The sequence below is a fragment of the Rossellomorea sp. FM04394 genome (genome assembly GCF_041889765.1).
GTDB lineage: Bacteria > Bacillota > Bacilli > Bacillales > Bacillaceae_B > Rossellomorea > Rossellomorea aquimaris_B.
On record NZ_CP168654.1, the window covers coordinates 37,501 to 49,776 of the forward strand.

A 12,276-nucleotide genomic window follows, 5' to 3' on the forward strand; every position below is an offset into this window, starting at 1 on the left:
TTAGGCCCACCATATTCTCGATACAAGGGGCCTTAGCTCAGCTGGGAGAGCGCCTGCTTTGCACGCAGGAGGTCAGCGGTTCGATCCCGCTAGGCTCCACCAAGGTTTTTTACGAAGCGTCAGCGAAGTAAAATAACCATCCATATAATCTCTTTTGAGATTATGGTTGTTCTTTGAAAACTAGATAAAGATAAATTGATAGTCAAGAAATTACCGAGTATCGCCATTTTAGGTTTTAAACCTGATGTAACAACCAATTCGGTTAAGTTATGAAGGGCGCACGGTGGATGCCTTGGCACTAGGAGCCGACGAAGGACGGGACTAACACCGATATGCTTTGGGGAGCTGTAAGTGAGCTTTGATCCAGAGATTTCCGAATGGGGGAACCCATTGTTCGTAATGGAACAATATCCTTACTTGAATACATAGAGTATGGAAGGCAGACCCAGGGAACTGAAACATCTAAGTACCTGGAGGAAGAGAAAGCAATTGCGATTCCCTGAGTAGCGGCGAGCGAAACGGGATGTAGCCCAAACCAAGAGGCTTGCCTCTTGGGGTTGTAGGACACTCTATACGGAGTTACAAAGGAATGAAGTAGACGAAGAAGTCTGGAAAGGCTCGTCAAAGAAGGTAACAACCCTGTAGTTGAAACTTCATTCCCTCTTGAGTGGATCCTGAGTACGGCGGGACACGTGAAATCCCGTCGGAAGCTGGGAGGACCATCTCCCAAGGCTAAATACTCCCTAGTGACCGATAGTGAACCAGTACCGTGAGGGAAAGGTGAAAAGCACCCCGGAAGGGGAGTGAAATAGAACCTGAAACCGTGTGCCTACAAGTAGTCAGAGCCCGTTAACGGGTGATGGCGTGCCTTTTGTAGAATGAACCGGCGAGTTACGATCCCATGCAAGGTTAAGTCGATGAGACGGAGCCGCAGCGAAAGCGAGTCTGAATAGGGCGAATGAGTATGTGGTCGTAGACCCGAAACCAGGTGATCTACCCATGTCCAGGATGAAGTTCAGGTAACACTGAATGGAGGTCCGAACCCACGCACGTTGAAAAGTGCGGGGATGAGGTGTGGGTAGCGGAGAAATTCCAATCGAACTTGGAGATAGCTGGTTCTCTCCGAAATAGCTTTAGGGCTAGCCTCATGTGTAAGAGTCTTGGAGGTAGAGCACTGTTTGGACTAGGGGCCCTCATCGGGTTACCGAATTCAGACAAACTCCGAATGCCAAAGACTTATCCATGGGAGTCAGACTGCGAGTGATAAGATCCGTAGTCGAAAGGGAAACAGCCCAGACCACCAGCTAAGGTCCCAAAGTATACGTTAAGTGGAAAAGGATGTGGAGTTGCTTAGACAACCAGGATGTTGGCTTAGAAGCAGCCACCATTTAAAGAGTGCGTAATAGCTCACTGGTCGAGTGACTCTGCGCCGAAAATGTACCGGGGCTAAACGTATCACCGAAGCTGTGGATTGACACCTCTAGGTGTCAGTGGTAGGAGAGCGTTCTAAGGACTGCGAAGCTAGACCGTAAGGACTGGTGGAGTGCTTAGAAGTGAGAATGCCGGTATGAGTAGCGAAAGATGGGTGAGAATCCCATCCACCGAATGCCTAAGGTTTCCTGAGGAAGGCTCGTCCGCTCAGGGTTAGTCGGGACCTAAGTCGAGGCCGATAGGCGTAGACGATGGACAACAGGTTGATATTCCTGTACCACCTCTTTTCCGTTTGAGCAATGGGGGGACGCAGGAGGATAGGGTAAGCGCACTGCTGGATATGTGCGTCTAAGCAGTTAGGCTGATGATGAGGCAAATCCCATCATCGTGAAGGCTGAGCTGTGATAGCGAGCGAATTATAGTAGCGAAGTTCCTGATTCCACACTGCCAAGAAAAGCCTCTAGCGAGGAAAAAGGTGCCCGTACCGCAAACCGACACAGGTAGGCGAGGAGAGAATCCTAAGGTGAGCGAGAGAACTCTCGTTAAGGAACTCGGCAAAATGACCCCGTAACTTCGGGAGAAGGGGTGCTCTGGTAGGGTGCAAGCCCGAGAGAGCCGCAGTGAATAGGCCCAGGCGACTGTTTAGCAAAAACACAGGTCTCTGCGAAGCCGTAAGGCGAAGTATAGGGGCTGACGCCTGCCCGGTGCTGGAAGGTTAAGAGGAGTGCTTAGCGCAAGCGAAGGTGCGAATCGAAGCCCCAGTAAACGGCGGCCGTAACTATAACGGTCCTAAGGTAGCGAAATTCCTTGTCGGGTAAGTTCCGACCCGCACGAAAGGCGTAACGATCTGGGCACTGTCTCAACGAGAGACTCGGTGAAATTATAGTACCTGTGAAGATGCAGGTTACCCGCGACAGGACGGAAAGACCCCGTGGAGCTTTACTGTAGCCTGATATTGAATTTTGGTACAGCTTGTACAGGATAGGTAGGAGCCTTGGAAGCCGGAGCGCCAGCTTCGGTGGAGGCATCGGTGGGATACTACCCTGGCTGTATTGAAATTCTAACCCGCGCCCCTTATCGGGGTGGGAGACAGTGTCAGGTGGGCAGTTTGACTGGGGCGGTCGCCTCCTAAAGAGTAACGGAGGCGCCCAAAGGTTCCCTCAGAATGGTTGGAAATCATTCGCAGAGTGTAAAGGCACAAGGGAGCTTGACTGCGAGACCTACAAGTCGAGCAGGGACGAAAGTCGGGCTTAGTGATCCGGTGGTTCCGCATGGAAGGGCCATCGCTCAACGGATAAAAGCTACCCCGGGGATAACAGGCTTATCTCCCCCAAGAGTCCACATCGACGGGGAGGTTTGGCACCTCGATGTCGGCTCATCGCATCCTGGGGCTGTAGTCGGTCCCAAGGGTTGGGCTGTTCGCCCATTAAAGCGGTACGCGAGCTGGGTTCAGAACGTCGTGAGACAGTTCGGTCCCTATCCGTCGTGGGCGCAGGAAATTTGAGAGGAGCTGTCCTTAGTACGAGAGGACCGGGATGGACGCACCGCTGGTGTACCAGTTGTCTTGCCAAAGGCATCGCTGGGTAGCTATGTGCGGAAGGGATAAGTGCTGAAAGCATCTAAGCATGAAGCCCCCCTCGAGATGAGATTTCCCATCACGTATGTGAGTAAGATCCCTAGAAGATGACTAGGTAGATAGGTCAGAGATGGAAGCATGGCGACATGTGGAGTTGACTGATACTAATCGATCGAGGACTTAACCACAAAGAGTCATTTTTAAATGAACAACATTGGTCGATATTCGGCTTTCTTGACATCAATTCTTTATCTAGTTTTGAAGGAACAACCCTTCAATTGAATATTGTCTGGTGATAATGGCGAAGAGGTCACACCCGTTCCCATGCCGAACACGGAAGTTAAGCTCTTCAGCGCCGATGGTAGTTGGGGGATCTCCCCCTGTGAGAGTAGGACGTCGCCAGGCAAATGTGAAAAGAGTAGCTCTTAGGAGTTACTCTTTTTTGTGTATTAAGTTCTGAGTTCGAGGATTGAACATCAATCCTCTATACAGCTGGGCAGAAAATCTAATTCAGCGGGTATTCACTATGAATAATTAGGTGATAACTGGTGAACGACGCATAAAACGGAAAAACGACGCATAAAACGGAAAAACGACGCATAAAACGGAAAAATGACGCAAAAAAGGCCGAAAACGACGCATAAAATAAAAAATTGACGCAATAACCATCCAAAACGACGCAATTATAACAAATCAAGTCAAAGCCATACCTAAATAAAAGGTAATAGCAGCAATAAAAAGAGGGGGATTGACCAGGTTTGGTCACATTTTTACAAAAAAACAACCTATTTTATAAGCTTCAAAGCTTTCTATCCAACAAAACCAAACATACCACATCCCCTACCCAACCACATTAATGATTAACTTGCCAAATCCCAAACAATGAAAGTTACTAATCCATATCCACTCTTCTTTTGAACTAACTTAGCCCCATACCATTTCCCACTTAAATCTCCCCAGTATCTTTTTCCACAATCTTTTTTATAGAGACATACACAGACTGGGCGATTGTAACATAAGATAAATTACACTTGATTATTCTGTCAGTTCGAAAGTTTGAAATGGTGTATACAATTTGAGGTTTTGAGGCAGAATAGGTTGTATGGAGGTGGAGAGCCCTATGTTAAATCCGGAGCGTAAGGCGGCTTTAGAAGAGTGTATCGTTTGTCACGTTGAAAAGGAAATCGGAATCCATCTATACACATCGTTTATCTGCACAGAGTGTGAGAAAGAAATGGTTCAGACAGAAACGAATGATCCTTTGTATAAAACGTTTGTTCAAAGATTAAAAAAAGTGAATACTCCTCAAATCTATTCATAACCAGGAAGTATACTTGGTTATGATTTTTTTTGATATTAATAGTTTACGTGCAAAGCTTACGTACACCAATAAGTTTTCCTCGTTTCCTCACGCATGGAACTGCACGGTTGTGTTACGATATGAATGAATATTTGTTTTGAGGAGATTTAGAGAATGAAACGAGATCAAACGAGAACCCCTCTTATTGAAGCGATAGAGAAGCACCGGTCTGCCAAGCCGATTTCTTTTCATGTGCCAGGTCATAAAAATGGTTTATTGATGAAAGGCGATCCATTTTATCAATCTGATGTTACTGAGTTAAGCGGATTGGATGATTTGCATGATCCACATCAGGCGATACTTGAAGCTGAGGACTTGTTGTCGGATGTATATGGGACGTTGAAAAGTTATTTTTTAGTGAATGGGAGTACAGTAGGGAATATTGCTGCAGTTCTTGCTTCATGTTCTCCGGGAGATCCCGTTTTCGTTCAAAGGAATTGTCATAAGTCGGTAATGAACGGAATCAAACTTGCGAAGGCTGTGCCTATATTAATAGAAACAGAATGGAACAACGAGGGCACTGCTCTTGGTATTCGTCCCGACGCTTTGAAGGAAGCATTGAAGGCATTTCCTGATGTGAAGGCATGTGTTCTGACCTATCCGACTTATTATGGGTTCACTTTTAATATCGAAAAGATAATCGAAGAATTACATAAACATGATGTGACGTGTATCATTGATGAGGCACATGGAGCTCATTTTACATTGGGTACACCTTTTCCGAAGTCTGCAATTGAATGCGGAGCAGATATTGTCGTCCATTCGGCTCATAAAATGCTCCCTGCCCTGACGATGGGTTCTTATTTGCATATATCAAGTTCCAGAGTGAGTGAACGTAAGGTAAAAGAGTATTTAACTATGCTACAATCAAGTAGTCCATCGTATCCAATTATGGCATCCCTTGATTATGCCAGATCCTATGTTGGAACTTTTACTAAAGGGGATGTGGATCAGAATATTAAAGTGGTCAATGAGTTTGTACAGGCATTAGAGGGGATTCATCCTCAGCTAATTGTATACCGGGCTCATGACCCACTCAAGCTTGTCGTTCAGTTAGAGGGAAGGACAGGGTATTTTCTTCAACAGTTATTAGAGACAGAAGGGATATTCTCAGAGCTTGCAGATCCAGATTATATACTAATGATTCTTCCTTTATTGAAAAAAAATCTTTCGTTTCCTTATAAGGAAGCAATCAGTCGAATACGTAGGGCATTAGGGAATGAACCGATAATAGAAAAGATAACGAATCATGAATCAAATCGATCAAATAGCAATGAGTATTTTACTACCCTGGCATTAAGCTTTGAAGATATGGAGGAGAAAGATGAACTTCTCGTTGCCCTTGAGGAGGCAGAAGGAGAAATTTCTGCAGGAATGGTCACTCCTTATCCACCGGGAATTCCTCTGTTGATTCCAGGAGAACGAATCACCTCTCATGCCATTGAGCGTTTAACAGAGTATGTAAAGAATCAGGCGAATATACAAGGTCATCACCGTTTAGATGAAAACCGTGTGTTTGTGTACCGATAAGCAAGTGGAGGGAAAGATATGTCAAAAGGATTGTTTATTACAGTTGAAGGTCCTGAGGGAGCCGGAAAATCAACGATATTAACTGAGTTATATAATCAATTAGTACAAGACGGCTTCGATGTCATTCAGACGAGGGAGCCTGGAGGCATTTCGATTGCTGAACAGATTAGAGAAGTGATACTAAATACAAAGAACACGGAAATGGATAAACGGACGGAAGCTCTTTTGTATGCTGCAGCGAGACGACAGCATTTGGTGGAAAAAGTGATTCCCGCACTTGATGAAGGAAAGATTGTGATTTGTGACCGTTTTATTGATAGTTCTCTTGCGTATCAAGGGAATGCGCGTGGAATCGGTATGGAAGAAGTCATGAACATCAATCAATTTGCGATTGAGGATAAGATGCCTGATCTAACCCTGTATTTTGATATTGATCCTGAAGAAGGCTTAAAGAGAATCGCGAAACATAATGGAAGAGAAGTGAACCGGCTCGATCTCGAGTCCGTAGACTTTCATGAAAGCGTTCAGGAAGGGTATCAGAAGCTGGTTAAACAATACCCTGATCGAATTCAAATCATAGATGCAAGCAAAAGTAAAGAAGCTGTGTTTTCTGATGCTTACAAAATCGTAACGAATTACCTGAACAAGTCTTCATAGCTCTCTTTTATGCTGCACAATGGTAAAACAACATAGATTGAAAGGCAGAGGCTGACTCTTAAGCAAAAATTGGTGCTAAGAAGTCTGCCTCTTTTTTATACGAAGCGTGTATGCCAGGGCTGTTCAATGATATAATAGAAGGAAGTAAATGGCTTTAAAACGGAGGAATTGATTTATGAAGGTAATTATGGCAGTTGTTCAAGATAAAGATAGCAATCGTTTGTCTAATGCCCTGATGGAACATAATTTTCGTTCGACGAAATTAGCAAGTACAGGCGGGTTTTTGAAGTCTGGAAATACCACGTTCATTATTGGTACAGAAGATATTCGTGTAGATAAAGCGTTACAGGTTATTAAAGAAAACTGTCAGTCACGGGATCAGATGGTGGCTCCTGTATCCCCTATGGGTGGAAATGCAGATTCTTACGTGCCTTACCCTGTGGAAGTAGCCGTTGGAGGAGCGACCGTATTCGTACTTCCTGTAGAGCAATTCCATCAGTTTTAAAGTGAGGTTCAATCTATGAAAATCAACCAGGACCATCGGGTGTCCTTAGATAAAGTAGCAAAAGACCAAAAATCTAACGGGACAGGTCAAGTTAAATTCGGTCAGCTTATTTACAAGCATGATCAGAAAATGCAGATGGACCAGCTCAATAAACTGCTTGTCACAATACAGGACACTGGCAGTCGTTTAGCCAAAGCAAGATCCTTTAAAGATCTTGCTAAATATAAAACATTGGTCAGGAAATTTGTCCGTGAGGCCGTAGATTTCGGGATGGATTTGAAGCAATCTCATACGTGGAATCAGCATGGTGAGGGCAGAAAGCTAAATATAGTAGAAACCATCGATCAACAGCTTGTTGAACTGACGGAAGATGTATTGGATAAAGAAAAGAACTCCATTGATATACTGGGGAAAATCGGTGAAATAAAGGGATTGCTTATTAATCTTTATATGTAAGAGAGTGATGTTAAGACATGTTGTTTGAAGAAATACAACCATTTCAGCCCGTCGTCCTTCAGATGCTTCAAAATAGTATCGTGAAGGATCGTGTCGCTCATGCTTATTTATTCGAGGGTGAAAAAGGGACACGCAAGAAAGAAATGAGCATCCTGTTTGCGAAGGCATTGCTATGTGTAAACCGCGTAGATGGAAAGGCCTGTGAAAGCTGTTCGAACTGCAAAAGGATTAATCATGGGAATCATCCGGATCTTCACGTCGTTGAGCCTGACGGTCTTTCGATCAAGAAGGATCAGATTAAAAGTTTACAAGAAGAATTTTCGAAAACCGGTGTAGAATCCAAGAAGAAAATCTACATTATCGTTCATGGAGATAAGATGACGGCCAATGCGGCTAATAGCCTACTAAAGTTTCTTGAAGAACCATTAGCCGATACAACGGCGATTCTTATCACAGAAAATATTCATCGGATTTTGCCCACCATTCTTTCCAGGTGCCAGACGATATCCTTTAAACCGTTGCCGAAAGAACAGCTGACAAAACAATTATTGGAAGAGGGGGTTCAGCCTCATTTAGCAACCCTTGCATCCAACTTGACGAACCATTATGAGGAAGCTGTAGAAATATGTCAAAATGAGTGGTTTGCACAAGCAAGAATAATAGTGTTAAAATTATATGAAGTCCTCCAGAAAAGTCCCTTCCAAGCAATGGTCAAAATACAAGAGGATTTTGTACAGCACTTCAAAGAAAAAGATCAAGTCGATCGAGCATTAGATCTTTTACTTCTAATATATAAAGACTTACTTCATATCCAGTTAGGAAAAGAAGAACAGCTCGTGTACCCGGACCAAAAGGAAAACTGGAAATCAAACGCACTTCAAGTATCCACAAATCGTCTTTCTACTAATATGACGGCGATACTTGAAGCAAAACGCAAGTTAAACGCCAATATGAATTCGCAGCTGCTAGTAGAACAGCTTATGCTAAAACTGCAGGGGTGATGGTCCTTTGTACGATGTTGTAGGAGTACGCTTTAAAAAAGCGGGTAAAATCTATTATTTCGATCCGGGTGAATTGGATATTCACAAAGATTGCTATGTGATCGTTGAAACCGTCCGCGGAGTCGAATTTGGAAAAGTAGTCGTAGAGAGAAAGCAAGTAGGAGAAAACGATGTTGTGCTTCCATTGAAAAAAGTGATTCGTATCGCTGATCAAAAAGATCGTTTAATCGTAGATGAGAATAAATCATCTGCAACGGAAGCCTACAATGTATGTTGTGATAAAATTAATCAGCATCAATTAGATATGAAATTGGTAGATGTAGAATATACATTTGATCGAAATAAAGTCATATTCTATTTTACGGCTGATGGACGAGTTGATTTCCGAGAGCTGGTAAAAGATCTAGCTTCCATTTTCCGTACGCGCATAGAACTTCGTCAGATTGGCGTTCGAGACGAAGCGAAAATGCTAGGTGGTATTGGTCCTTGTGGCCGCATGCTATGTTGTTCAACCTTTTTAGGGGATTTTGAACCGGTATCCATTAAGATGGCGAAGGATCAGAATCTATCCCTTAATCCAACGAAGATTTCAGGTTTATGTGGTCGATTAATGTGCTGTCTGAAATACGAGAACGATGAGTATGAAGCAGCAAAAGAAGAATTACCTGATATCGGAGAAGTGATTAAGACACCTCATGGAAAAGGTAAAGTGGTAGGTCTTAATATTCTGGAACGTATTCTTCAAGTGGAAATTAAAGAAGAAGAGCGGGTTCTGGAATTCACATTAGATGAAATTATGAACGCGGGTGCCGTATCATTCCAAGCCACAGAGTAACGGGGTGTAGTGTCGTGGATAAAAAAGAGTTCTTTGATTCAGTCAGTAACATGGAACAACAAATTGGTCATCTATATCATCAATTAGGTGAGCTCAAACAATGCCTAGCTGAAATGCTAGAAGAGAATAACTCTCTGAAGCTTGAAAATGAGCATTTGCGCCGCAGACTGGAACAAACAGAGAACTCACCAAAAAAGGTACAAACAAACAGCGATGCGGGTACAACGAGTGAGTCAGACTTAGAAGATAAAACACTGGATATTGGAGAAGGGTATGACAACCTTGCTCGATTATACCAGGAAGGATTTCATATTTGTAATATACACTTCGGAAGTCCCCGGAAGGATGAAGATTGCTTATTCTGTCTTTCTTTCTTAAACAAGAAATAAGAACACTTCATTCTTCTGAAAAGAATACAGATTAGAAAGGACTGATCCATATGTAGTGGGATTGGTCCTTTTTAATCGAAAAGCGTAAGCGGCTCGTTCAGGCCCGACAAGCATAAGATGAAATGGCCAGAAAGGCGCTTTTTGCCTTTTTGGCCAATTTAGCTTATGACCTCGAGGGACTAGCCGCCGGAGCTGGACAAATCGAAAAGCGTAGGGGCTTTGCCCAGGGGCGACAAGCATAAGACGAGTCTGCCGGAAAGGCGTATTTGGCCTTTTTGGCAGAATGGGCTTATGACCTCGAGCCCCTAAGCCCTGGAGCTGGACAAATCGAAAAGCGTAGGGGCTTTGCCCAGGGGCGACAATAGTCCCCCCCATTTAAAAACTTTAGAAACTACATATAATAGAAGAAAAAGTGGAGGAAAGGCATGGTCGAGTTAAAAGAAGATGAACGCTTAGATTATTTATTGGCTGAAAATATGAGGATCATTCAAAGTCCATCTGTTTTCTCCTTTTCAACAGATGCTGTCCTATTGGCCCATTTCAGCTATTTACCGATTCACAAAGGGAAAGTGGTTGATCTATGTTCCGGTAACGGCATCATCCCCTTATTACTAAGTGCGAGAACCAATGTGGACATCACAGGTGTGGAGATCCAGGAACGATTATTTGATATGGCACAAAGAAGTATCGAGTATAATGATCGTCAAAATCAAATATCGATGAAGCTCGGGGATGTGAAGGAGATCGATCGGCTGCTTCATCATTCACATTATGATGTCGTAACCTGTAATCCTCCATACTTTAATACTCCTCCCGGTGATAAAAGAAACGTAAACGAGCACTATGCGATTGCCCGTCATGAAATCTTATGTTCTCTTGAGGATACCATTAAAGCTTCAAGCTATCTCCTGAAGCAAGGAGGAAAAGCTTCCTTCGTCCATCGTCCAGGCCGATTGATGGACATCCTATCGTTAATGAGGAAGCATCGTCTCGAGCCGAAAAGGCTGCGCTTTGTATATCCGAAGCCAGGAAGAGAAGCCAACACCATTTTAATAGAAGGAATAAAAGATGGGAAACCAGACCTAAAAATTCTTCCTCCCCTTTATGTGTATGATGAACATAACAAATATTCACAGGAAGTATATGATATGCTGTTTGGAAAGAATGATGATAAGGACTAACGAAATGAGAAGGTGAGCTATTCAATGAACCAACAAAAAAGCTTTCAAGATAGTGACAAAGGAAGCTTGTATCTTGTTCCTACACCGATCGGGAATTTAGAGGATATGACGTTTCGCGCCATTCGAATGATGAAGGAAGCGACAGTGATCGCAGCTGAAGATACAAGAAACACGAAAAAGTTATGTAATTACTTTGAAATTGATACGCCTATCATTAGTTATCATGAGCATAACAAAGAAACGAGCGGGCCGAAGCTGATTGAACGAATGGAAAGAGGCGAGCTCGTTGCCCTTGTCAGTGATGCAGGAATGCCATCGATCTCAGATCCTGGTTACGAACTGGTAAAAGAAGCAATCGATCACGAAATTGCTGTCATTCCATTGCCGGGGGCGAACGCCGCTCTCACGGCTCTGATCGCTTCAGGTTTAAGTCCCCAGCCATTTTATTTCTATGGATTTTTACATAGAGGTAAAAAAGACAAAAGAGCTGAGCTTGAAACACTAAAATCGTTGGAAGATACATTTATCCTGTATGAATCACCGCACAGATTAAAAGAAACATTAAAAGAATTATATGCGGCTTTAGGAAATAGACATATTGTCATCTGTCGTGAGCTCACGAAGAAGTTCGAGGAATTCATCCGTGGATCCCTGGAAGAAGTAATGGAATGGGCAAACGATGGAGAAGTACGAGGCGAATTCTGCTTATTGATTGAAGGAGCAGGTCCGTTGGAAAAAGAAGAGGAAGACGTCTGGTGGAGCAGCTTCTCACTTCAAGAGCATGTTCAATACTATGTAAATGAAAAGAGCCTGTCCTCTAAGGAGGCAATCAAACAAGTTTCTAAAGAACGATCCCTTCCAAAACGGGAAGTATATCAAGCTTATCATGTTGAATAAAAAGATTCAGGGATGCAAAATCAATAAATAAAAAAAGGACTGAGTCTAAGTCGACTCAGTCCTTTGATATATCAACAACAAATTATTTCGTTTGTAGTGAATCCTGGATTTCTTTTAGTAATTGGTCTGCACCTTCACGGCTAAGAACCAATTTACCGTTAGCAAGCTTGATGTTGTCATCAGAAACTTCACCAGTGATCTGGCAAGTCATGCTTGGCTTATATTTCTTTAAAATGATTCTTTCGTCATCTACATAGATTTCTAGTGCATCTTTCTCAGCAATACCTAATGTACGACGTAATTCGATTGGAATAACGACACGACCTAATTCATCAACTTTTCTTACAATACCTGTAGACTTCATTTGAAAATCTCCTCCAAAAATAAATATTTATATCTCTATCTAGTTCGTCAATATTCGACAAATTTCTTTTGATGTTTCTATCATACCAACGAAT

11 protein-coding genes, 2 tRNA genes and 2 rRNA genes (1 of these 15 only partly in view) are annotated in these 12,276 nt (G+C 43.1%); 14 read left to right on the forward strand and 1 reads right to left on the reverse strand.

Annotation, left to right across the window (positions count from 1 at the left end; all coding sequences use genetic code 11):
• From ACCB35_RS00185 to rsmI, 14 genes are all read left to right on the forward strand, one after another.
• Positions 1–12: transfer RNA gene (locus tag ACCB35_RS00185), tRNA-Ile, on the forward strand; it begins 65 nt to the left of the window's first position.
• Positions 13–26: 14 nt separating this feature from the next.
• Positions 27–102: transfer RNA gene (locus tag ACCB35_RS00190), tRNA-Ala, on the forward strand.
• 158 nt (positions 103–260) lie between these two features.
• A 23S ribosomal RNA gene (locus ACCB35_RS00195) occupies positions 261–3,195 on the forward strand.
• A gap of 100 nt (positions 3,196–3,295) precedes the next feature.
• A 5S ribosomal RNA gene (gene rrf, locus ACCB35_RS00200) occupies positions 3,296–3,412 on the forward strand.
• Positions 3,413–4,127: 715 nt separating this feature from the next.
• Complete coding sequence (locus ACCB35_RS00205) at positions 4,128–4,328, forward strand: sigma factor G inhibitor Gin (protein WP_044340649.1); 201 nt, start codon at positions 4,128–4,130, stop codon at positions 4,326–4,328.
• A gap of 153 nt (positions 4,329–4,481) precedes the next feature.
• Entirely contained in the window at positions 4,482–5,897 is a 1,416-nt protein-coding gene (locus tag ACCB35_RS00210; protein WP_374055357.1) for an aminotransferase class I/II-fold pyridoxal phosphate-dependent enzyme, read from the forward strand.
• A gap of 18 nt (positions 5,898–5,915) precedes the next feature.
• Entirely contained in the window at positions 5,916–6,554 is a 639-nt protein-coding gene (gene tmk, locus ACCB35_RS00215) for a dTMP kinase (protein ID WP_044340647.1), read from the forward strand.
• Positions 6,555–6,729: 175 nt separating this feature from the next.
• The gene (locus ACCB35_RS00220; RefSeq protein ID WP_044340646.1) at positions 6,730–7,059 is read left to right on the forward strand and encodes a cyclic-di-AMP receptor; all 330 of its coding nucleotides are present in this window, start codon (positions 6,730–6,732) and stop codon (positions 7,057–7,059) included.
• Between the two features lie 15 nt (positions 7,060–7,074).
• Positions 7,075–7,515, forward strand: coding sequence for a YaaR family protein (locus ACCB35_RS00225; RefSeq protein WP_374055358.1), 441 nt, complete (start codon positions 7,075–7,077; stop codon positions 7,513–7,515).
• Positions 7,516–7,532: 17 nt separating this feature from the next.
• On the forward strand, positions 7,533–8,516 hold the full coding sequence (holB, locus tag ACCB35_RS00230) for a DNA polymerase III subunit delta' (RefSeq protein WP_044340644.1): 984 nt from the start codon (positions 7,533–7,535) through the stop codon (positions 8,514–8,516).
• Between the two features lie 7 nt (positions 8,517–8,523).
• A complete protein-coding gene (locus tag ACCB35_RS00235) occupies positions 8,524–9,351 on the forward strand; it encodes a stage 0 sporulation family protein (RefSeq protein ID WP_044340643.1) in 828 nt (275 codons plus the stop codon).
• Positions 9,352–9,365: 14 nt separating this feature from the next.
• Entirely contained in the window at positions 9,366–9,740 is a 375-nt protein-coding gene (yabA, locus tag ACCB35_RS00240) for a DNA replication initiation control protein YabA (protein WP_299746420.1), read from the forward strand.
• Positions 9,741–10,165: 425 nt separating this feature from the next.
• A complete protein-coding gene (locus ACCB35_RS00245) occupies positions 10,166–10,921 on the forward strand; it encodes a tRNA1(Val) (adenine(37)-N6)-methyltransferase (protein WP_374055359.1) in 756 nt (251 codons plus the stop codon).
• Between the two features lie 24 nt (positions 10,922–10,945).
• Positions 10,946–11,818, forward strand: a complete 873-nt coding sequence (rsmI, locus tag ACCB35_RS00250) for a 16S rRNA (cytidine(1402)-2'-O)-methyltransferase (protein ID WP_374055360.1) — start codon at positions 10,946–10,948, stop codon at positions 11,816–11,818.
• 82 nt (positions 11,819–11,900) lie between these two features.
• Here the strand turns inward: rsmI and ACCB35_RS00255 are convergent, their stop codons facing one another.
• Positions 11,901–12,182 (reverse strand): AbrB/MazE/SpoVT family DNA-binding domain-containing protein, encoded by a 282-nt coding sequence (locus ACCB35_RS00255; protein ID WP_044340639.1) that lies wholly within the window; start codon positions 12,180–12,182, stop codon positions 11,901–11,903.
• Between the last annotated feature and the right edge of the window lie 94 nt (positions 12,183–12,276).

Coding starts and splice junctions, on each gene's coding strand:
- ACCB35_RS00205 (WP_044340649.1), top strand. CDS start 4,128: ATGTTAAATCCGGAGCGTAAGGCGGCTTTAGAAGAGTGTATCGTTTGT.
- ACCB35_RS00210 (WP_374055357.1), top strand. CDS start 4,482: ATGAAACGAGATCAAACGAGAACCCCTCTTATTGAAGCGATAGAGAAG.
- tmk (WP_044340647.1), top strand. CDS start 5,916: ATGTCAAAAGGATTGTTTATTACAGTTGAAGGTCCTGAGGGAGCCGGA.
- ACCB35_RS00220 (WP_044340646.1), top strand. CDS start 6,730: ATGAAGGTAATTATGGCAGTTGTTCAAGATAAAGATAGCAATCGTTTG.
- ACCB35_RS00225 (WP_374055358.1), top strand. CDS start 7,075: ATGAAAATCAACCAGGACCATCGGGTGTCCTTAGATAAAGTAGCAAAA.
- holB (WP_044340644.1), top strand. CDS start 7,533: ATGTTGTTTGAAGAAATACAACCATTTCAGCCCGTCGTCCTTCAGATG.
- ACCB35_RS00245 (WP_374055359.1), top strand. CDS start 10,166: ATGGTCGAGTTAAAAGAAGATGAACGCTTAGATTATTTATTGGCTGAA.
- rsmI (WP_374055360.1), top strand. CDS start 10,946: ATGAACCAACAAAAAAGCTTTCAAGATAGTGACAAAGGAAGCTTGTAT.
- ACCB35_RS00255 (WP_044340639.1), bottom strand. CDS start 12,182: ATGAAGTCTACAGGTATTGTAAGAAAAGTTGATGAATTAGGTCGTGTC.